This window comes from Streptomyces cellostaticus (genome assembly GCF_023630175.1).
Lineage (GTDB): Bacteria > Actinomycetota > Actinomycetes > Streptomycetales > Streptomycetaceae > Streptomyces > Streptomyces cellostaticus_A.
The window spans coordinates 26,739-47,216 of sequence record NZ_JALLIN010000019.1; the positions used below are offsets into that span (position 1 = coordinate 26,739).

A 20,478-nucleotide genomic window follows, 5' to 3' on the forward strand; every position below is an offset into this window, starting at 1 on the left:
CCCGGCGCGCGTCCCTAGGATGAGCCCATGTCACTCCCGCACGCCATCCTCACCGCCCTGCTGGAGAAGCCGTCCTCGGGCCTGGAGCTGACCCGCCGGTTCGACCGGTCGATCGGCTACTTCTGGTCCGCGACGCACCAGCAGATCTACCGCGAGCTGGGGAGGCTGGAGGGGGAGGGGTTCATCCGCGCGCTGCCGGCCGAACAGCCGGCCCGCGGGCAGAGGAAGAGCTACGAGGTCCTGCCCGCGGGCCGCGCCGAGCTGGCCCGCTGGACCGCCGAGTCGCAGGATCCCAGGCCGCACCGCGACGCACTGTTCCTGCGGTTGCGCGCGGCCGCGGTAGTCGGCACCGCCGGGCTGGAGGCCGAGCTGGGCCGCCATCTGGATCTGCACCGGCGGCAGCTCGCCGAGTACGAGGAGATCGAGGGGCGCGACTTCCCCCCGGGCCGGGGCACCCCCGGGGACCGGCTGCGCCACCTCGTCCTGCGGGCCGGCATCGACCTGGAGACCTTCTGGACCCAGTGGCTCACCCGGGCGCTGGAGGAGTTCGGCGAACTCGGCGGACCAGCGGGGCCGAACGGCACGGAGCCGGCGGACGGCACGCCTCCCTGAGGGACGCCGGCCGCCGGATCGGTGCCGGTACCGCCGGAGCGCCGTGGGCGCCTGCCCGCCGGCTCAGAGCCGGTAGGGCTTCGAACGGCGGCGCAGGAACCAGACCGCGGCGGCCACGGCGCCCGTCACCAGGGTCGCGCCGATCCCCAGGGTGAGCGGCCCGTAGTCACGGGAGGCGCCGCCGACGCCGCCCTGCACACCGCGCGAGGGCGCGGGCGTGTAGGTCGACGAGATCGTGGGCGCGCTCGACGCGCCGGTGGGCGCGGAGACGACCACGGACTGGGTGCCGGCGGTCGTGCCGTTGGAGCACATCACGACCACCGTGTACGTCCCCGGGCTCACCCCCGACCAGGCCGCGGACTGGCTGATGGTGGTGCCCGAGAGCGCGACCTGCCGGCCCTGGGAGAAGGTCCCCTGACGGCTGCCGATGAGGGAGGCGTTGCCCCAGCTGCCGTTGTTCTGGGTGCACGCACTGGTGACGACCGAGACCGTGGAACCGGTGGTGCTCACCGATATTCCCGAGGCCGCGGCCGACGGTCCGGCGAGTGAGGCCGGAAGCGCGGCGGCCGCCAGGGTCAGGCCGGAGCGGAGGAGAAGTCGGGAGTTACGCATTGGCTGGCCCTCCGGCGGCACGGTTGGCGGTACGTCCCATGCGCCGCCGAGGGTCGGGAAACGTCCGTGCTGCCTCAACGCAGCAAACGCGGCGCCGGACCCCGCCGCACCCGGACCGCGCCCAGTCGGGTGAGCGCCACGCCGTCCGGCGGGAGTCACGTGCGTGGCGTCGCGAGCCCGGCGGACCCGGCCGTGAGGGCCCGGCCCAGGGTCACGGTCCGTTCGGCCGAGAAGCCTCCCCAGGTGCCGTCCGGCAGCCGTGCCCCGAGCCGCACGCGGTGCTGCGTGCCCGCCTCGCGACCGGCGAAGAAACTGTGGTGCGCCCGGCCGCGCGGCGGATCGCCGCCCCACACCAGCGAGGTGGCCGTGGCGCCGTCGAGCTGGATCCGGTACTCGGTGATCACCCCGTCGACGACCGGCGGATCCCAGGACAGATCGATGTAGTACGCCCCGTCGGACCGGTGGCTCGAGGCGGTGAAGGAGGCCGGCGCGGTGTCCCGGCCGTCGTCGGTGCCCGGCGTGGTGACGCGGACCGGGGCGCTCGCGGGGGAGAGGTTGTCGGCAGCGTCCCGGGCCCGCACGGTGAAGACGTAGTGGCTGCCCGGGCGCAGCCCGGTGACCACCGTCGCGCGCCGGCCGCCGCCGACGCTGTGGATCTTCGCGCCGCCCTGCAGCACGTCGTACGACACCACACCCCGGTCGTCCCGGGACGCGGACCAGGACAGCCGTACCGCGCGGCCGCCCACCGCCCGGCCGGCGGCCCGGCCCGGGCGGGTCGGTGCCGAGCGGTCCGCCGCCACCGCGGCCGGTGTCCGCGCCGGCACCGCCCGGCTCGGCGGCCCGAGGCGGCCGTGCGCGTCCCGGGCCCGCACGGTGAAGGCGTACATGGTGGACGGCCTGAGCCCGGTGACGTCCACCATGTGCTGCGAGCCCGGAACCTCGCCGGCCCTGGTCCGGCCGCGGTACACCTCGTAGACGCGGATCGCGGAGCCGTCCGCCACCGCGTTCCACATCACGTGCACGCTCGTCGCGCTGCCGGCCGCGGCGGTGACCCCCGTCGGAGCGCCCGGCGCCCTGCCGTCGCCGCCCCCGTCCGCCCCGCCCCAGCCGCAGGACGCGACCAGCAGGAGGACGGCGGGGACCAGCAGGGGCGGAAGCGGAACGCGTCGCACGGCTCTGCCCCCCCGGGGACGGCGGTCGCGGCAAAGGTCCGGACCAATATGACCCGGTGGGTGGCGGCATGGCAAGGGGGCCGAACGGGTGCCGCCCCAGGACGCATCACGCGTTTCGGCCGCTCATCAGACGAACGCGTCAAGATACTGCTCCATTCGGAGCCAAAGGGGTGTCGCACTCGCTGATTGATCACGTTTTGGGCATGGTGTCCGGAATGTTCCCGAGGAGAGGGTCCCTCAGAGTGCGTGTCCAGACGCTGACGCTGGCCGCGGCCGGTGCCGCCCTGCTCGCCCCGACCACACGGCCCGCCGCCGCCGTCCCGACCGGGGAGAGGCCACCGGCCGCGCGCAGCGAGGGTGCCGTGAGCGCCGCCGACCTGCTGGACCGGGTGCGCTCCTGCGACCGGATCTCCCGAGGCCGGTACCGCACCGACGACGCCTCGTCCACGAAGGTCTCCGTGTGCGGCACCCGTGGGGCCGTGTTCTGGAAGGCCGATCTGGACATCGACTGCGACGGGCGGCCCACGGCCCGCTGCAACCGCCACACCGACCCGCTGTTCTCGGCCGCCACCGCCTACCAGCAGTCCGACGGCCGCCATCTGAACGCCGCGTCCCTGCCCTACATCGTGCTGCCGGTCCCCAGCCGCATCTGGGACCACCGCGACTACGGGATCCGGGGCGGCTCCGTGGCGGCCGTGGTCTACCGGGACCGGGTGCAGTACGCGGTCGTGGGGGACGCGGGCCCGCGCGACGTCATCGGCGAGGCCTCCTACGCCACCGCACGAGGTCTGGGCATCCATCCCGACCCGATCCGCGGTGGTGCCGCCTCCGGCGTCACGTACATCGTCTTCAAGGACTCGCGCGTCACCCCGATCGAGAGCCGCCGGGCGGCGGTGCGGGCCGGCGAGCGCCTGGCCCGCCACTTCGTGGACCACCACTGAGGCCGGCTCCGCCGGCCCCGTCCCGTCCGGGCTGCCGCCGGCGGCGACGCGGCGGTCGTCCCGCGGGCGGCCGCCGGCCCCGGTCTCATCCCTTGCGGTAGCCGTACGCCTCGGCCGCCGCGGCCTCGACCGCGTCCAGGTCGGCGCCCGTGGCCGCCGTGACCACCGCGGCGATCGCACCCTCGACGAACGGGGCGTCCACCAGCCGTGCGCCGTCCGGGAGTTCGTCGCCCTCGGCGAGCAGCGCCTTCACGGTGAGCACCGCGCTGCCGAGGTCCATGAGCACGGCGACACCCACGCCCCGGTCCGCGGCGGCGGCCGCGGCGGAGATCAGCTCGGCGCTGGTCCCGAGGTCCCCGCCCTCGGTACCGCCCGCCGCGGCGACCGGCACCGCCTCGGCGCCACCCGCGAGGCCCTTCGCCAGCTCGGCGACGGAGGCGGCGACCGCCGCGCTGTGGGAGACCAGCACGATCCCCACCAGCTTCTCGTCACTCACCTCGGGCCTCCCCGCCGGCCGCTGCGCCGAGTGCGGCGATCAGCAGCGCGGAGGACGTGGCGCCCGGGTCCTGGTGGCCGATGCTGCGCTCGCCGAGGTAACTGGCCCGGCCCTTGCGGGCCTGGAGCGGTGTGGTGGCCACCGCTCCCTCCTCGGCGGCCGAGCGCGCCGCGGCGAACCCGTCGCCGAGCGCGTCCACCGCCGGGACCAGCGCGTCGATCATCGTCTTGTCGCCGGGGGTCGCCTTGCCGAGCGCCATCACCCCGTCCACGCCCGCCCGGAGCGCGTCGGCCAGTTGCTCCTCGCTCACCTCCGCGGCGTCGCCGAGCGCCTTGCCGGTCCGGCGCAGCAGGGTGCCGTAGAGCGGTCCGGACGCCCCGCCGACCGTCGAGATCAGCAGCCGCCCGGCCAGGGTCAGCACCGCGCCCGGAGTGCCCGGCGTCTCCTTCTCCAGAGCGGCCATGACCGCCGTGAACCCGCGCTGCATGTTGCTGCCGTGGTCGGCGTCGCCGATGGCCGAGTCGAGGGCGGTGAGCCGGTCCGCCTCCCGGTCGACCGACGCGGCGGTCGCGGCCATCCAACGGCGGAAGAAATCGGCGTCGAGCACTGGATCTCCTTGCGTGGTAGGGGGGTTGGCCGAGTCGTTCGCCCCGTCACATCCCCCAGCGCAGCCCAGGGGTCTTCACCGGCGCGTCCCACAGCCGCAGCAGCTCCTCGTCTACCTGGCACAGGGTGACCGACGCGCCCGCCATGTCGAGTGAGGTGACGTAGTTGCCGACGAGGGTGCGGGCCACGGTCACGCCGCGTTCGGTGAGCACCCGCTGCACCTCGGCGTTGAAGCCGTACAGCTCCAGCAGCGGGGTCGCGCCCATGCCGTTGACCAGGACCAGCACGGGGTTGTGCGGGGGCATGTCCTCCAGGACGGCGTGCACGGCGAAGTCGGCGATCTCCCCGGAGGTCATCATCGCCCGTCGCTCACGGCCCGGCTCGCCATGGATGCCGATGCCCAACTCCAGCTCGCCGTCCGGCAGATCGAAGGTGGGACTGCCCTTCGACGGGGTCGTGCAGGCGCTGAGCGCCACGCCGAAGCTGCGCGCGTTGTCGTTCACCTGGCGCCCGATGGCCTCCACCCGCTCCAGGGGCTGCCCCTCGGCCGCGGCCGCGCCCGCGATCTTCTCCACGAACAGCGTGGCGCCGGTGCCGCGCCGGCCGGCCGTGTACAGGCTGTCGGTCACCGCCACGTCATCGTTGACCAGCACCTTCGCCACCTGGATGCCCTCGTCCTCGGCGAGTTCCGCCGCCATGTCGAAGTTGAGCACGTCCCCGGTGTAGTTCTTCACGACGAACAGCACGCCGGCGCCGCTGTCGACGGCCGCCGCGGCCCGCGCCATCTGGTCCGGCACCGGCGAGGTGAACACCTCTCCGGGACAGGCCGCCGAGAGCATGCCCGGACCGACGAAGCCGCCGTGCAGCGGCTCGTGCCCGGATCCGCCGCCCGAGACGAGCGCCACCTGACCGGCCACGGGGGCGTCCCGGCGCACGACCACCCGGTTCTCCACGTCCACGGTCAGCTCCGGATGAGCGGCCGCCATACCCCGCAGCGCGTCCGCCACGACGGTCTCCGGGACGTTGATCAGCATCCTCATGGGTGCCTCCTGACAAGCCTGGCGGGAGGGCCGTCGGCCCGGTACCCGCTGGTCGTATAGGGCGATGGGAGAGGGCTGGACCTTGCTAATGGCAGTATCGGCCCTGCGGGACGGAAGGTCACGTTCGGGCCCACGGTCGCGGCGACGGCCGTCCCGGTCGCGGCGGGGCCCGTGGCTGCGGCCGCTTCGGTACGGCCGCACGGGGAACTCGGCCCCCGCAGGAGCCCGGGAGAGGGGGCGGGCCGCCGGCCGGTTCGAGGAGGTGCCGTTTCCGTGGACGACTGGGAGACCCCCGAGGACGTTCGGCTCTCACCGCGCGAGCGGCTCGCGCTGCTGCGCATCGAGGCGAACCTCCGGCAGGACCGCAGGCTGGCCCGCCGTATGCACGCCGCCGCGCGCCGCATGGCAGGGGAGCACCGCAGCACCCGGAGCCGGCGGGGCCTTTGGCTTCCGCTCTCCGTCGCGCTGCTGCTCACGGCGTCCGCCTTCGCGGCCGTCAGCGGAGTGCGCACCTCCGCACCCGCACCGCTGTGGTGCTTCGCGCTGCTGTGGCCGCTCACCCTGGTCCAGTCCTGCCGGCTGCTGTGCCGCGTCGCCCGCCGTGCCCGGCCCGGCCGCGGGCTCACCCGGTGGCACTGAGCGGGCCGGCCGCCGCGGGTCTCCTCGGCTTCTCCCGCCCCGGACCGCGTCCCGCGGCCGGCCCGCCGTGCCGGAGCCGGAAGGCGCGGCCCCGATCCGGCCGGGGATCTCCCGCGAAGCCCATGCGCAGTTCACCGTGAACGGCCGTCAGTTCCCGCGCCGCGCCACCGCCGTGGACCGTGTCGTCGCCCGCCGGGGGACCGTGCGCGGCGCGCCCCGGACCGCCCACCCTCCCCGCCGGCGGTCCGGGATCCCTGCGGACCGCGGACTCCCGCCCTCCCGGGGTGGCGGGCGCCCAGCGGCGTGCACCGACTCGCCAAGTCCGACGAGATGGACCTAGGGTGTGAAGTCGACTGGCACGGGAACACCGCTGCCAGTGCCGTCCAGCCAGCGGCGGCCGACGCGGGAGGTCCTCGGGTCAGTGGGGACCGGGTTCCCCGCGTCCTCCAGCGCGGTCCCGTCCGACGAGCCGGCGACGAGGCCGGTCCGGCCGCATCCGCCCACCGAGCGCCCGCTTCCCGCGGCGCCCCGCCGAACACCCGCCTCCCGTGGTGCTCCGGGCGTCCCGGAGAGCCCGGCGAGGCGGACGGAGCCGACCACGGACGAGCCCGCGACCGGTGGACCCGTGCGGCTCCCCGGCGCAGTGCCGTGCCGTGGAGGCCGGCGGCGCCGTCGCCCGGGTTCCCGTCCCTGCGAACGGCTGCCGGATCCGGGTGCCGGCGCCGACCGCGCCGGCAGACCGTTCCGCGCGCGGCGCGAGCACATCGCCCGCCGGAGCGCGGCCCGGATCCCGCTACGCCGTCCACCGCGGAAAGGCCTTCGCATGAGCGCCGCTCCCGCCTACACCGTCGTCGTCCGAACGCTCGGCCGTCCCTGTCTCGCCGAGTGCCTGCGCGCGCTGGCCGCGGCGCAGGGGCACCCGCCGCACGAGGTGATCGTCGTCGACGACCGTCCCCCCACCGATCCCGACACCGGCCTGCCGCTGGAGGCCGCCGGTCAACTGCTCGACCGGGTACGGGCCCTGCGCACCGGCGGCAAGGGCGCCGCCGCGGCCCGCAACGCCGGGTGGCGGACCGTCCGCACCCCCTGGACCGTCTTCCTCGACGACGACGTCCGGGTGCTGCCGGACTGGTCGCGCGGCCTCGCCGACGATCTCCGGGCGGCCGGCGCGCACGTCGGCGGCATCCGGGGGCGGCTGCGGGTGCCCCTGCCCCCGGACCGCCGGCGCGCCCGGAGGGAACGCGCCATCGGAGGCCTGGAGAACGCGGCCTGGACCACGGCGGACATGGCGTACCGGACCGCCGCTCTCATCCAGGTCGGCGGCTTCGAGGAGCACTTCCCGGGGGCCTTCCGGGAGGATGCCGGCCTCGCCCGGCGCATGGAGCGGGCCGGCTGGACCCTGCACCGCGGCACCCGCCTCACCCGGCCCCGGGGCGGCCCGTCCCACTGGTGGGCCTCGCTGCCCGCGCAGCGCGGCGACCAGACCCTGACAAGCCGGCTGTACGGGCCCGACCGGTGGGCCCGCGCCCTGGCCACCCGGGGGCGGCTGCCGGGGCATGTCGCGGTCACCGGCGCCGCGCTAGCCACCGCCGTCTGCGCGCTCACCGGCCGCCGCCGCGCCGCGGCCGTCTGTGCCGCGCTGTGGACGCTGGGGACGGCCGAGTTCGCCGTCGCCCGGTTCCGGCCCGGTCCGCGCACCGCCCGCGAGATGGCCGGGATGCTGGGCACCAGCGTGGTCGTACCCCCGCTCGCGGTACGGCAATGGCTGCGCGGGGCGGTCCGCCACCGGGGCGCCGTACCCGGCGCCGCCTGAGCACGGCCAGGCACCCGTCCCCGTCGCCCTGTTCGACCGCGCTCCCCAGGGGGGCGTCCCGTCGCCCGGGCGCGGCCACCGCACCCGCCGGGGCGAGGTGCCGCACGGGGTGCCGCGTCAGGCCGCGTTCGCCCCGTCGCGACGCCCGGCAGGCGCGCTCGATCACCGGCCGGAAGCCCGAGTACACCCGGTACGAGGGCTTCCGGCCGGTCCACCGGGAGCACCCCCCCCGGACGCCGCTCCTTCACGGGCGACCCCGACCGACGCGGCACCAGCCGCCCGCGGCGTCCCGGTGTTCCGGCCCCGCGCCCCCGCCGCCCCGGCCGGCACACCGGCCCGCCCGGTCCGACACGCCGACGAGGCGTCGTTGCTTCGGGCCCTCGTGGGCGGCACAGTGGGCCCCCTCCCCGGTCAAGAAGCGGCTGGCCGAGCCCTCCCTCCCAGGAAGTGCCCCGCCCATGGACAAAGGCCAGCTTCCCGCTGCCCCGCTGCTGCTCCAAGCCGTACGGGAGAGCCGCCCCGAGTCGGGCCGCATCACCCTCCTCAGGGCGCGCGGCACGGTCGACGCATCCAACGCCACGGAGTTCTCCGAGTCCCTGGCGGAGCACCTTCGCCGGTCCGACCGGGCCGGTGAGCACCTCGTACTGGACATGACGGAGGTGTATCTGGCCAGTGCCGTCGCGGTCCGCTCGCTGGACCGGGCCACCGGAGGGCTCGCCCTGTCCGGCCGCCGCCTGCCGATCGTCCAGCCGCGGCCCCATGTGCGCGAGGCGCTGCGGCTGGCCGGTCTGCCCGGCGTCCGGGTGCACGCCAGCACGGCGTCCGCCCTGGACTCCCTGCCGGCCGGCGAACCGGCCGGGCCCGGCGGCCCCCGCTGAGGGGAATCGCCCGCCCGGGCCCGCGCGGTGCGGTTGAGGGCCGGGCGCCGAGCGTGCAAGGTGGTGCTCCAAGGTCAGGAAGAGGCCTTTGCGGATATTCGAGGCTTTGTGACGTCCTGGTGTGGTGATGCCGTGAAATCCTCCTCCGCCGGCCCGGGCGCACCGGCCCCGCTCGTCATCGAATCGTCCCTGGTGGAGGGTCTGCCCGCCGAGGGCGCGCTGCTCCTGCGCATGTCCGGCAGCCTGAGCCCGGACGGGGCCGAGGCCTGGTCGGACGAACTGCGCGGCCATCTGGAGGAGGCCGACCGTGCCGGGCTGCGGCCGGTCCTCGACATGGCCCACGTGCAACTCGGTGGAGCCGCCGTCCTCCACGCGCTGAGCGAGACCACCCGGGTTCGCGCCGGACGGCCCGACCTGATCATCATCCGGGCCCGCCCCGGTGTGCGCGAGGCCGTGCACCTCGCCCGCCTCGACGGCGTGCTCCTGTATTCCACCCTCGACGAGGCGCTGCGCGAGCTGGCGCGGGCCACGGCCCCGGTGGAGGACCTGCCGGCCTGGCGCTCGCAGATGGCCGACCTGTGGCGTCCCTCGTACGAGGACCTGCACAAGGAGGTCCGGGCCCTGCGGGCCCGGGTGCGCACCGCCCCGGTGATCGGCATGGCGCAGGGCACGCTGATGGCCCGCTACGGCCTGCCCGACTCCGGCAGCGCCTTCCGGGTGCTGCGCGAGTCCTCCCAGCGGTTCAACGTGCCGCTGCGCGTGCTGGTGTCCGCCGTCGTGGTGGCCCGGCCCCCGGACGGCGAGGTGTGGTTCCCCGGCCGACGCTCCCTGCCCGTGCCGCAGTCGCGGATCCTGGCCCGGGAAGGCCGGGACCCGCGCTGCCGCCGCCAGATGATCGACGCGGTGCTGCACGAGGCGCTGGCCGTCGGTCGGGCCGCCGCCGGCTACGTGCGGTTCGTGGACCCGGCGGTGAACGCCCTGACGCTGGAGACCCACCACGGCTGTGACGAAAGGTTTCTGGACCACCTCGTCCGGGGCCAGGACGAGGGCATGGCCGACGCGCTCGCGCGGGCCAGGGGCCGTCGCGTGAGCGTGCCCGACGTGGCGGCGGAGCCGCTGCTGTCCGACGAGGCCAGGCGCGCACTGCTGGCCACGGACACCCGTGCCGTGCACAGCGTCCCCGTGCTCTCCACCGCCGGGTCCTGCACCGGAGTGATCACCCTGCACTGGTCCGAGACCGGCCGCCTGCCCGGCGGCGCCCGGGGCGAGGCCCTCGACGTCCTGGCCGCCGACACGGCCGCCTGGCTGAGCTGGTACCACCGTTCGGTGCTCCTGGACGCCCTGGAGCACCTGCACAGGCTCCTCACCCGCCGCGCGCCCTGAGGAGGTCCGCGCCGGGGATACCACCGACGCGGCGGCGGCGCGCGTCGGTGGCGCCCGGCGGGCCGGGTGCCGCGAGCGGCACGGGCGTCCGCAGCCGGCCGGGCGGTGCCACCCGGACGTCTCGCGGCGCCGCCCGGAGGTCTCCTGGGCCGTCAGCCGTCAGCCGTCAGCCGTCAGCCGTCAGCCGTCAGCCGTCAGCCGTCAGCCGTCAGTCGTCAGCCGTCAGTCGTCAGCCGTGCGTCCCGCCCGGACCGGGTCCGCCGTGCCGGGACCCGGCACGCAGGGCGTTAGGCTCCGGAGCATGCGGATCTCCGTCTCCTCCGACATGGACGAACCCGTGGCCCGGTCTCTCGTCGACGAGCTGCGCCGGCGCGGCCACGAGGTGCGCGAGCACGGCGCGCTGCGCCCCGGCGCGGATCCCCGGTGGGCGGTCTGCTCCGAGGCCGCCGCCCGGGACGTCGCCGACGGTGCGGCCGATCAGGCGGTGGTGTGCTGCTGGACGGGCACCGGCGCCTCCATCGCGGCGAACAAGGTGCCGGGCGTGCGTGCGGCCCTGTGCACGGACGCCGGGACGGCGCAGGGGGCGCGGCGCTGGAACGACGCCAACGTCCTGGCGCTGGGACTGCGGCTCACCTCGGAGCCGGTGCTGCGGGAGATCCTCGACGCGTGGTTCGCGGCCGAGCCCAGTGAGGATCCCGAGGACCGGTGCAACGTGGCCCGCGTCGACCGTCTCGACGCCGCCAGGAAGGACGCCTGAGCCGGTCCTGTCCTCGAAGTCCCGTCGTGCGACCGAGAGGCGGGCGCGAACGGACGGCGGCAGGGCCTGTCGGCATGCCCGGCCCGGCGCGGGCCGGGTGCGCGCGGCTCCCGTCGGGACCCGGTCGCACCCGGCCTCACGGTCCGGTGTCAGTGGGCGCCCAGCCCGCCGCCGCCGAACGAGCCGCTCGAGCCCTTGCTCCACCGTGGGCGGTCCTTCGATTCGCTGGGTCTGGAGTCGATGTTGGTCAGCTCGTACGGTGTGAGCGGGCGGCCGCCCTTGGGGGTCACGGGAACTTCTTGGGACTCCCGGTTCTCCCGGATCTCGTGCACCGCGCCCTCCGGGGGCAGGTGCGGCTGCTCCTCGGGCCGCGGCCGGGGCGGCTCGCGGTACTTCTCCCGGGAGTTCAGCCAGAAGCCGCCGGCGAGCAGCGCCAGCACGGCCGCGGCCACGACGAAGAGGACGAGGCCCATCAGGCCGCTTGCCGCGGCCAGCTGCATCTGTGCGGTACTCATAGCTCAGGAATACCCCGCACATAACGGGGTGAACCGGACACCTTGCGTCGCCGGCCGTCACGGTCGGCGATTTCTCTCCGGTCGAGGCGTCCGCCTGCGCCGCGACGGGTTTGCCCCGCCTCGGCCCGGCTACCCGCCGGGTGTGACATCGCCTGCGCAGCGGCAGCTCTACCGGTTCCTCGAGGACCGCTTCACCTGCGCCCAGGCGTGCGCGGAGTGCGCCAGGGCCTGTGCGGTGCACGCGAGTCTCCTGGACCCGGACGGCAAGGAGCCGCATGAACGCGTACGCCGGCTGGGGATCATGTGCGCCGAGGTGTGCGACGCGACATGCCGCACCCTCTGCGAGCAGAACGGCCGGGACGAGGACGGGATCAGGGCGCAGCTCGAGTGGTGCCGATCGGTCTGCGTCGAGTGCGCCCGAGCCTTCGACGGGCAGCCCGGTGCCGGGTCCGCCGCCGCGGACTGCCGCGCGTGCGCCTCGGCGTGCGCCGACTTCATGGCGGCACTCGGCTGAGCCCGGGCCGGGCCGGTCGGCGCCCCGCCCCCGCCCTCCGGAGCGTCCGTCGCACCCGCACACCCTCGCCCCCCGGCGGCGGCCGGCGTGCGGCGGCATCGCGTCCGCGCACTGGCACACGCCACCCGCGCACGCCTCTGGCCCGCCTTGATCATCACGTGCTACGAAGGACCATGCCTGCCAACGAGGGAACCCGGACCTACGACGCCGTCATCGTCGGTGGTGGTCACAACGGACTGGTCGCGGCCGCCTACCTGGCGCGGGCCGGGCGGTCCGTGCTGGTGCTGGAGCGGCTCGACCACACCGGTGGGGCCGCCGTCTCCACCCGCCCGTTCGCCGGGGTGGACGCCCGGCTGTCCCGCTACTCGTACCTGGTCAGCCTGCTGCCCCGGAAGATCGTGCGCGACCTCGGGCTCCGGTTCCGGGTCCGCGGGCGCACCATCTCCTCGTACACGCCCACCGAACGCGGCGGACGGGCCACCGGGCTGCTCGTCGGCGGCGGGGAACGGCGCACCCGGGAGGCGTTCGCCCGGCTGACCGGCGGCGAGCGGGAGTACGCGGCCTGGCAGCGTTTCTACGGCATGACGAGCCGGGTGGCCGAGCGGGTCTTCCCCACGCTCACCGAGCCGCTGCCCGGCCGGGACGAGCTGCGCCGGCGCGTCGACGACGAGACCGCCTGGCGGGCGCTGTTCGAGGAGCCGATCGGCGTCGCCGTCGAGGACCACTTCTCCGACGACCTGGTACGGGGTGTGGTCCTCACCGACGCGCTCATCGGCACCTTCGCCGACGCCCACGACCCCTCCCTCGCCCAGAACCGCTGCTTCCTCTACCACGTCATCGGCGGCGGCACCGGTGCCTGGGACGTACCCGTCGGCGGCATGGGCGCCCTGACCGACGAGCTGGCCGTCGCGGCACGCGCCGCCGGCGCGGTGATCGCCACCGGGCACGAGGCGGTCCGCGTCGACACCGACGGGGGGACCGCCGAGATCACCTACCGCACGGCCGACGGCGAGGGAGTGGCCGCCGCCCGGCACGTCCTGGTCAACGCCTCGCCGCAGGAGCTGGCCGCCCTCATGGGGGAGCCGTCGCCGGAGCCGGCCGAGGGCGCCCAGCTCAAGGTCAACATGCTGCTCACCCGGCTGCCCAGGCTCCGCGACGACTCGGTCGACCCCCGTGAGGCCTTCGCCGGGACCTTCCACATCGCCGAGGGCTACCGGCAACTGGCCACCGCCCACGCCCAGGCGGCGGCCGGGCAACTCCCCGCCGCGCCGCCCTCGGAGATCTACTGCCACTCGCTGACCGACCCCGGCATCCTCGGCCCCGACCTCGCCCGACGCGGCCACCAGACCCTCACCCTCTTCGGACTGCACACCCCCGCCCGGCTGTTCGCCGGGGACAACGACGCCGTCCGCGACGAACTGCTGAAGTCCACCCTGGCGCAGCTCGACGCCCATCTCGCCGAACCCCTCGCCGACTGCCTCGCCACCGACGCCGACGGCCGCCCCTGCATCGAGGCCAAGACCCCGCTCGACCTGGAACGGGACCTGCGCCTGCCCGGCGGCAACATCTTCCACCGCGCACTGTCCTGGCCGTACGCCCAGGAGGGCACCGGACGCTGGGGCGTGGAGACCGGGCATCCGGGCGTGCTGCTGTGCGGCGCGGGCGCGGTGCGCGGGGGAGGGGTGAGCGGGGTGCCGGGGCACAACGCGGCGATGGCGGTGCTGGCGTCGTAGCGCACGAGCGGCCACGGGTTCTTGACCAGCCCGTCCGGCGGGCCGAGGATCGGCTGTCATGACGCAGGGACACGGCAGCACGGTGGACGGGGTGCTGCGGCGCAGCGCCCGGCGCACCCCGGCACGCATCGCACTGGAGTACGACGGGCGCGCCTGGACCTACGAGGCACTGGACGACGCCGTCACCCGCGCGGCGGGGCTGCTCCGCGCGCACGGCCTCGCCGCGGGCGACCGGGTCGCCGCCTACGGGCACAACTCCGACGCCTATCTGATCGCCTTCCTGGCCTGCGCCCGCGCCGGACTGGTCCACGTGCCGGTCAACCAGAACCTGACCGGCGACGACCTGGCGTACATCGTCGGCCAGTCGGGCAGCGCCCTGGTGCTCGCCGACCCGGACCTCGCCGGCCGGCTCCCGGACGGCACCCGGGTGCTGCCCCTGCGGCACACCGACGGCTCCCTGCTCGCCCGGCTGGCGGACGCGCCGCCGTACGACGGGCCCGAGCCGCGTGCCGAGGACCTGGTGCAACTGCTCTACACCTCCGGCACCACCGCGTCGCCCAAGGGCGCGATGATGACGCACCGCGCGCTGGTCCACGAGTACCTGAGCGCGATCACCGCCCTCGACCTGAGTGCGGGCGACCGGCCCGCCCACGCGCTGCCGCTCTACCACTCCGCGCAGATGCACGTGTTCCTGCTGCCCTACCTCGCGGTCGGTGCCACCAGTGTGCTGCTGGACGCGCCGGACGGGGACCGGCTCTTCGACCTGATCGAACAGGGGCGCGTGGACAGCCTGTTCGCGCCGCCCACCGTGTGGATCGCTCTGGCCGGCCGGCCCGACTTCGCCACCCGTGACCTGGACGGACTGCGCAAGGCCTACTACGGCGCGTCGGTCATGCCCGTTCCGGTGCTCCGGCGGCTGCGCGAACGCCTGCCGAAGCTCGCCGTCTACAACTGCTTCGGACAGAGCGAGATCGGCCCGCTCGCCACCGTGCTCTCCCCCGGCGAGCACGACGCCCGGCCGGAGTCCTGCGGCCGGCCGGTGCTGTTCGTGGACGCGCGCGTGGTGGACGAACGGGGCCGGGACGTGCCGGACGGCACACCCGGTGAGATCGTCTACCGCTCACCGCAGTTGTGCGAGGGCTACTGGGACAGCCCCGAGGAGACCGCCGAGGCGTTCCGGGACGGCTGGTTCCGCTCCGGCGACCTGGCGGTGCGCGACGCGGACGGCTACTACACGATCGTCGACCGGGTGAAGGACGTCATCAACTCCGGTGGTGTGCTGGTCGCCTCCCGCCAGGTGGAGGACGCGCTCTACACCCACGAGGCCGTCGCCGAGGCCGCCGTCGTCGGCCTGCCCGACGACCGGTGGATCGAGGCCGTCACCGCGGTCGTCGTGCCGCGCGGTGACGTGACGGAGGACCAACTCCTCGCCCACGTGAAGGAGAAGCTCGCCCCCTTCAAGGCCCCCAAACGGGTGTTCTTCGTGCCCGAGCTGCCCCGCAACGCCAGCGGCAAGATCCTCAAGCGCGAACTGCGCGAGCGGTTCGCGGGCGGCTCCCGGGACCGTTGAGCCGCAGCGTCGCCCGCACGGGTGATCGGCGGCCGTCTCCGGGTCCCGGCGTCCCCGGCGCGGCCGGGGCCGTGCGCCGTGGTGCGGGCTCCCGCCCGGGCAAAGGTGTTGCGGGGGCGCGGCGCGGACGTGAATGATCACCGCATGCCGACCTTCGCCGCCACGGACGGAACCGCGCTCGCCTACCACCTCAGGGGCGAGGGAGCGCCTCTGGCCGTCCTGCCCGGCGGGCCGATGCGGGCCTCCGGCTACCTCGGCGACCTGGGCGGCCTCACCGCGCACCGGCGGCTGGCCCTGCTCGACCTGCGGGGCACGGGCGAGTCCGGGACGCCGCCCGACCCGGCGAGCTACCGCTGCGACCGCATGGTCGACGACGTGGAGCGGTGGCGGGACCACCTGGGCCTGGAACGGATCGACCTGCTCGCCCACTCGGCGGCCGGAAGTCTCGCGCTGCTGTACGCCGCCCGCCACCCCCACCGGATCCGGCGGCTGGTGCTGGTCACCCCCAACCCCTCGGCCCTCGGCATGCGGGCCACACCCGGGGAGCGGCTCGCCGCCGCCCGGCTGCGGGCGGACGAGCCGTGGTTCGGCCGGGCCTTCCCCGCCTACCGGGCGTGGCTCGCGGGCGACAGCGACTTCGACGAGGTGTTCCTGCCCTTCTTCTACGGCCGCTGGGACGACACGGCCCGGGCGCACGCGGAGCACGAGGAGGCCCAGACCAACGAGGAGGCGGCCGGGCACTACTTTGCCGAGGGAGCCTTCACCCCGGACGTCACCCGCGCCGCGCTCGCCGCCCTCACCGCGCCGGTCCTGATCCACGCGGGCGAGTACGACGGCGGACCATGCCCGGCCCTGGCCCGCCGTGTCGCCGAGGCCCTTTCCGGCGCCGAGGTGAGCGTCCAGCCCGGCGCCGGCCACTACCCCTGGCTGGACGACCCCGCGCACTTCGCCCGCCGCGTCCTCGCCTTCCTCGGGGAGGACGCCGACCCGTCCCGGTGAGACGGGACGAAAGTCCTCCTCACGTGGCCTGTCCGCCGTGGGAACCGGTCGCTAGGCTGGCTCGCGGACGACGAACCGGGAGGAGTACGGACGTGGCCGAGACCATCACCCAGCAGCAGCCGCTCGTGGGCTGGGACAAGCCGGAGCTGGACCTCAGCGGGGCCGAGTGGCAGTCCAGCAGCCGAGGACTGGGCGATGTGCAGATCGCCTTCGTCGAGGGATTCATCGCGATGCGCAACAGCGGCCGCCCGGAGAGCCCCTCCCTGATCTTCACCCCGGCGGAGTGGGGCGCCTTCGTCTCCGGCGCGCGCGAGGGCGAGTTCGACCTGACCTGACCTGCCGCATACGCCCGTCACCCGACGGTCCGTGGGGGTGTTCCCCGCGGAATTGCGGACACGCGACCCACAGCGCCCTGCCGGGACCACAGCCTGCGCGAGGCTTGGCCCGAGCAAGGGGAAGGTCGTGTTCCGGAGGTGGGCAAGGATGAGTACTGCGCCGGTCATCGCCGCGGTCGACGGCTCCGACGACAGCGGGCGCGCCCTGGAGTGGGCCGTGGACGCCGCCCGGCGCCGCGCCGCACCGCTGCGGGCGGTGCACGTCCGCCAGTACGCCGCCTGGGGACAGGCGGACGTCCTGGTCGCCGGGCCACCCGACGCGGCGGGCGACCCGGTGCTCGACGAGGTGCGCGCCCTGCTGCGGGACCGCGCGGACGCCCCCACCGCCGAGTACGTCGCCGTGGAGGGCGTACCCGGCGCCGTACTGCCCGAACTCGGCGCCGACGCCGAGCTGTTGGTGCTGGGCTCCCGGGGCCGGGGCGGCTTCGCCAGCCTGCTGCTCGGCTCCAACTCGCTCGCCGCCGCGCGTGACGCCGACTGCCCGGTGGTCATCGTTCCCCGCCCCGGCCGCGAGGTCCACGAGGGCGCTCCCGCCGCACCCGGCCCCCGGGTGGTCGTCGGCCTGCACGCCGACAGCCCCGACGGAGCCGGACTGGAGTTCGCCTTCACCGAGGCCGCCCTGCGCCACGCCCGCGTCCAGGTGATCGCCGCCTATCCGTGGCCGGCGCAGACCTGGCCGGCGCCGGCTCAGACGGTGCCGCCCCCGGTCGACCAGGACGCCGTCGAGCACGAGACCCGCTCCCTCGTCGAGGGCTTCCTCGCCCCGCACCGCGAGCGGCACCCCGGCGTCGGCACCGAGGTGCAGGTGCTGCCCGGCGACGCCGCCGGCCATCTCGTCGCCGCGTCCGCGCGGGCCGCCCTGGTCGTCATCGGCCGCCACCGGCGGCGCCTGCTCGCGCCCGCCCGCATGATGGGCTCCGTCACCCAGGCGGTGCTGCTGCACGCGGCGTGCCCGATCGCCGTCGTCCCGCCGGCCCCACCGGCGGAGTGACGCGCCCGCTCCCGGTGACCGCCGCCCGGGACGGAGGAACCGGGCCGGGCGGGGGAATCCGCCCGCCGCCGTGCGGGCGCCCGCACGGCGGCGGACGCGGGCGGACACGTACCATTGCGGCATGTCGTTCCTCCGCCGCCGCAGCGCCACTCCCGCCGGGCCCGAATTCGACGTGCTGGCCATGGACCCGGGCGACTGGCCGGGCAACCTCGGCGCGGGTCTGCTGCCCGCCCCCGACGGGTCCTGCCAGGGCGTCTTCCTGCGCTACGACCTCTTCGGCGGCCGCGGCCCCGCCATGATCATCGGCAATCTCCCCGAGGGCTCCCCGGCCCGCGAGATCGCCGACGGCGAGATCCCCTTCGAGGTGGCCCAGCTGCTCCTGGCGCTGGAGAACGACGAGGAGGTCACCGTCGTCGGCACCGAGGACACCCCCGTCCTCCAGGGCGACAACCTGCTGATCGTGCGACGCCTGAAGCTCTCCGAGGGCCGGATCTCCTGCGTGCAGTTCGACCGCAGCGACGGCGTCCTGGTGACCATCGCCGCCTGGGACCGCCCCATCACCGACGACCTGTACGCCCTGCTGAAGCCGCTCCCGGCGGAGCTGTTCCAGCAGGGCTGACGGCAGCTCCCTGGTGCTGTGACCGGAAGGGTTCACCGGCTCGCGGCGTCCGGCACGGCACCTCGCCGCGTTGTCGCATCACCCGAGTACGTCCGGTACGCGGACGATGCTCCGCCTTGCGATGCGCCGCACCGGACGCCGCGAGCCTTCCGGCAGACCTTTCCGGTCACAGCACTAGCGGGCCGCGCCCGCCACGGTGACGTCCGCCGCGCGCACGAACGCCACCCGGTGGCCGTACTGGATCTCGTAGTACAGGTCCTTGCCGGTCACGACCCGGTGCGAGTCGGGGGTGAAGGTGACCGCGTAGTAGTACTGGCCGGGCACCAGGTCACCGACCGCGTACCGCTGCCCGGCCGGGATCGTGTACTTCAGCGGCACCACCGACTGCGCGGGCACGCCCGCCGGATAGGCCTCCTTCTCCGGGTACGCCCTGCCGTACACCGGGATGCTCGCCGCGCCGTCCTTCGGGGTGACGACCAGACCCGCGGCGCGCACCGCCGCGGGCTGCGTGCGCGGGTCGAGGAACCAGGCCTTCTGCCCGAGGTACCAGATCGCCGTCCAGTCGCCCCAGCGGTCGGCGACGGCGAACCGCTGACCGGTCGAGACCCGGGAGGACAGGTCGTTGACCCCGTCGGTCGGCGCCGTGCCGAGACCGATGTCCTGGATCAGCGGGGCGCTCTCGTCGTGGTCGGAGTACAGCCGCACCTCGCCGGAGCCGTGCGCCGCGCAGGGCTCGCCCTTGGTGGTGCAGCCCGTGTACACCGGCTGGTTGGCCGCGTAGTCCGGCAGGATCGTCACCAGCGAGGAGTGCTTGCCGCCGGTGCGCTCGAACGGGTGGCCGAGGAGCTGGAAGTAGTGCCGCCAGTCCCAGTACGGGCCCGGGTCGGTGTGCATGCCGGGGACCGTGGCCGCCGTCGGACCGGGCACGTTGTCGTGCCCCAGGATGTGCTGCCGGTCCAGCGGGATGCCGTAGCTGCGGGACAGGTACTTCACCAGCCGCGCCGATGAGCGGTACATCGCCTCCGTGTACCAGGCGTCCGGCGAGGCCAGGAAGCCCTCGTGCTCGATGCCGACGGACCGGGCGTTGATGTCCCAGTTGCCGGCGTGCCAGGCCACGTCCTTCGCCTTCACGTGCTGGGCGATCAGACCGTCGGTGGAGCGGATGGTGTAGTTCCAGGACACGTAGGTGGGATCCTGGATCAGCTTCATGACCCCGTCCCAGGAGCCCTCGGTGTCATGGATGACGATGTACTTCACGCGCTGCGACTGCGGACGGTCGCCCAGGTCGTGGTTGCCGTAGTCGTTGTCGCCGAACTCCTCGTACGGCGCCGGGACCGACTCGCAGGACACCGACCTCGGGCACTCCACGTCGTCCGCCGGCGCCGTGCGCAGCCCGGCCCGCTCCAACTGCTCGGTCCGCGGCCTCAGCCGGGGCTGGGCGGCGAGCGCCATCCGCAGGCCCTGGTCCGTGACGCGCTCCTCGCCCGTGCGCAGCACGTCGTAGACGTCGTTCGCGTACGCCGCCGCGGTCGCCGTGTCGTCGGCGCCGGAGAAGCGGGCCACCGCGCCGTACCAGCCGGCCGGACCGGCGCCGAGCGGCTCGCCCAGCTCCTTCTGCTCCGCGGCGAGCAGCGCGGCCCCGCCGGCGATGTTCGCCGCCGGGTCGGTGCGCAGCTCGGCCGCCGGCAGGCCGGTCAGCTCCGCGGCCCGGGACAGCGTCCGCAGACGGGCCGGCAGCGCGGAGCCCGCGGGGACCCGGACGTCGGGGTGCAGGGCGGGGCGCGCGCCGTCGCCGCGGGCGTCCTCGGTGCCCTCGGCGAAGTGCTCGGCGGTGGCGAGCGCGGTGCGCGCGTCGGTGAGGTGCATGGGGCCGTAGCCGCCGGTCACACTGGGCGCCCCGGCGTGCGTGTCCCAGCGGGACTGGAGGTAGGAGACGGCCAGCAGGACGCTCTGCGGCACGTGGTACTCGGCGGCCGCGGTGGCGAACGCGCCCCGCAGCCCGCCGGCGGGGGACTCGGGGACGCTGCGGGCCGGGCCCGCGCCGAGCAACGGCAGCAGCAGGCCCGCGGTGGCCAGGGTGACGGCGGTGCGCCGCAGATGTCTCCGGCCGGGTGTGGACGTGGGGTCGGTGGCGGATCCTCGCAATGCGGACTCCTGTGACGAGCGGGTCGTGGCGGGGCGTGCGGGGCCGAG

Annotated in this window: 21 protein-coding genes; 14 read left to right on the forward strand and 7 right to left on the reverse strand. The window is 75.2% G+C overall.

What is annotated here, in order from left to right; genetic code table 11:
* Window positions 1-27: 27 nt before the first annotated feature.
* Window positions 28-612, forward strand: a complete 585-nt coding sequence (locus tag MXD57_RS14250; RefSeq protein WP_250401771.1) for a PadR family transcriptional regulator — start codon at window positions 28-30, stop codon at window positions 610-612.
* 63 nt (window positions 613-675) lie between these two features.
* Here MXD57_RS14250 and MXD57_RS14255 read toward each other — a convergent pair whose 3' ends face one another.
* Both MXD57_RS14255 and MXD57_RS14260 read right to left on the reverse strand, forming a co-directional pair.
* A complete protein-coding gene (locus tag MXD57_RS14255) occupies window positions 676-1,224 on the reverse strand; it encodes a hypothetical protein (RefSeq protein WP_250401772.1) in 549 nt (182 codons plus the stop codon).
* Window positions 1,225-1,379: 155 nt separating this feature from the next.
* Window positions 1,380-2,396, reverse strand: a complete 1,017-nt coding sequence (locus MXD57_RS14260; RefSeq protein ID WP_250401773.1) for a fibronectin type III domain-containing protein — start codon at window positions 2,394-2,396, stop codon at window positions 1,380-1,382.
* A 242-nt stretch (window positions 2,397-2,638) separates the two neighbouring features.
* Between MXD57_RS14260 and MXD57_RS14265 the strand changes: the two genes are divergently transcribed.
* Window positions 2,639-3,337, forward strand: coding sequence for a glycoside hydrolase family 75 protein (locus MXD57_RS14265; RefSeq protein ID WP_250401774.1), 699 nt, complete (start codon window positions 2,639-2,641; stop codon window positions 3,335-3,337).
* Between the two features lie 85 nt (window positions 3,338-3,422).
* Here MXD57_RS14265 and MXD57_RS14270 read toward each other — a convergent pair whose 3' ends face one another.
* From MXD57_RS14270 to dhaK, 3 genes are read right to left on the reverse strand one after another with little or no spacing between them, the layout of a single operon-like run.
* Window positions 3,423-3,833 (reverse strand): PTS-dependent dihydroxyacetone kinase phosphotransferase subunit DhaM, encoded by a 411-nt coding sequence (locus MXD57_RS14270; protein WP_250401775.1) that lies wholly within the window; start codon window positions 3,831-3,833, stop codon window positions 3,423-3,425.
* A complete protein-coding gene (gene dhaL / locus MXD57_RS14275) occupies window positions 3,826-4,440 on the reverse strand; it encodes a dihydroxyacetone kinase subunit DhaL (protein WP_250401776.1) in 615 nt (204 codons plus the stop codon). Before dhaL ends, MXD57_RS14270 begins: the two co-directional genes overlap by 8 nt.
* A 46-nt stretch (window positions 4,441-4,486) precedes the next feature.
* The gene (gene dhaK / locus MXD57_RS14280) at window positions 4,487-5,479 is read right to left on the reverse strand and encodes a dihydroxyacetone kinase subunit DhaK (RefSeq protein ID WP_250401777.1); all 993 of its coding nucleotides are present in this window, start codon (window positions 5,477-5,479) and stop codon (window positions 4,487-4,489) included.
* A gap of 273 nt (window positions 5,480-5,752) precedes the next feature.
* Between dhaK and MXD57_RS14285 the strand changes: the two genes are divergently transcribed.
* The 5 genes from MXD57_RS14285 to MXD57_RS14305 all read left to right on the forward strand — a co-directional run bounded on the left by MXD57_RS14285 (window position 5,753) and on the right by MXD57_RS14305 (window position 10,949).
* Entirely contained in the window at window positions 5,753-6,118 is a 366-nt protein-coding gene (locus MXD57_RS14285) for a DUF3040 domain-containing protein (RefSeq protein ID WP_250401778.1), read from the forward strand.
* 823 nt (window positions 6,119-6,941) lie between these two features.
* The gene (locus MXD57_RS14290; RefSeq protein ID WP_250401779.1) at window positions 6,942-7,931 is read left to right on the forward strand and encodes a glycosyltransferase family 2 protein; all 990 of its coding nucleotides are present in this window, start codon (window positions 6,942-6,944) and stop codon (window positions 7,929-7,931) included.
* Window positions 7,932-8,389: 458 nt separating this feature from the next.
* The gene (locus MXD57_RS14295; protein WP_250401780.1) at window positions 8,390-8,809 is read left to right on the forward strand and encodes an STAS domain-containing protein; all 420 of its coding nucleotides are present in this window, start codon (window positions 8,390-8,392) and stop codon (window positions 8,807-8,809) included.
* Window positions 8,810-8,941: 132 nt separating this feature from the next.
* Window positions 8,942-10,192, forward strand: coding sequence for an ANTAR domain-containing protein (locus MXD57_RS14300; protein WP_250401781.1), 1,251 nt, complete (start codon window positions 8,942-8,944; stop codon window positions 10,190-10,192).
* A gap of 301 nt (window positions 10,193-10,493) precedes the next feature.
* Window positions 10,494-10,949 (forward strand): RpiB/LacA/LacB family sugar-phosphate isomerase, encoded by a 456-nt coding sequence (locus tag MXD57_RS14305; protein ID WP_250401782.1) that lies wholly within the window; start codon window positions 10,494-10,496, stop codon window positions 10,947-10,949.
* A gap of 149 nt (window positions 10,950-11,098) precedes the next feature.
* On the opposite strand, the gene MXD57_RS14310 is transcribed toward MXD57_RS14305, so the two are convergent.
* Window positions 11,099-11,464 (reverse strand): DUF6479 family protein, encoded by a 366-nt coding sequence (locus MXD57_RS14310; RefSeq protein WP_250401783.1) that lies wholly within the window; start codon window positions 11,462-11,464, stop codon window positions 11,099-11,101.
* Between the two features lie 142 nt (window positions 11,465-11,606).
* Here MXD57_RS14310 and MXD57_RS14315 point away from each other — a divergent pair, with 142 nt between their 5' ends.
* From MXD57_RS14315 to MXD57_RS14345, 7 genes are all read left to right on the forward strand, one after another.
* Window positions 11,607-11,978, forward strand: a complete 372-nt coding sequence (locus MXD57_RS14315) for a ferredoxin (protein WP_250401784.1) — start codon at window positions 11,607-11,609, stop codon at window positions 11,976-11,978.
* 173 nt (window positions 11,979-12,151) lie between these two features.
* Complete coding sequence (locus MXD57_RS14320; protein WP_250401785.1) at window positions 12,152-13,711, forward strand: phytoene desaturase family protein; 1,560 nt, start codon at window positions 12,152-12,154, stop codon at window positions 13,709-13,711.
* Between the two features lie 58 nt (window positions 13,712-13,769).
* Complete coding sequence (locus tag MXD57_RS14325; RefSeq protein WP_250401786.1) at window positions 13,770-15,281, forward strand: acyl-CoA synthetase; 1,512 nt, start codon at window positions 13,770-13,772, stop codon at window positions 15,279-15,281.
* Between the two features lie 144 nt (window positions 15,282-15,425).
* Window positions 15,426-16,280: an alpha/beta fold hydrolase gene (locus MXD57_RS14330; RefSeq protein ID WP_250401787.1), complete on the forward strand. Its 855-nt coding sequence runs from the start codon at window positions 15,426-15,428 to the stop codon at window positions 16,278-16,280.
* A 92-nt stretch (window positions 16,281-16,372) separates the two neighbouring features.
* Entirely contained in the window at window positions 16,373-16,615 is a 243-nt protein-coding gene (locus MXD57_RS14335; protein ID WP_199209437.1) for a DUF397 domain-containing protein, read from the forward strand.
* 148 nt (window positions 16,616-16,763) lie between these two features.
* Window positions 16,764-17,666, forward strand: coding sequence for a universal stress protein (locus MXD57_RS14340; RefSeq protein ID WP_250401788.1), 903 nt, complete (start codon window positions 16,764-16,766; stop codon window positions 17,664-17,666).
* 121 nt (window positions 17,667-17,787) lie between these two features.
* A complete protein-coding gene (locus MXD57_RS14345; RefSeq protein WP_250401789.1) occupies window positions 17,788-18,285 on the forward strand; it encodes a hypothetical protein in 498 nt (165 codons plus the stop codon).
* Between the two features lie 174 nt (window positions 18,286-18,459).
* On the opposite strand, the gene MXD57_RS14350 is transcribed toward MXD57_RS14345, so the two are convergent.
* Entirely contained in the window at window positions 18,460-20,430 is a 1,971-nt protein-coding gene (locus MXD57_RS14350; RefSeq protein ID WP_250401790.1) for an N-acetylmuramoyl-L-alanine amidase, read from the reverse strand.
* Between the last annotated feature and the right edge of the window lie 48 nt (window positions 20,431-20,478).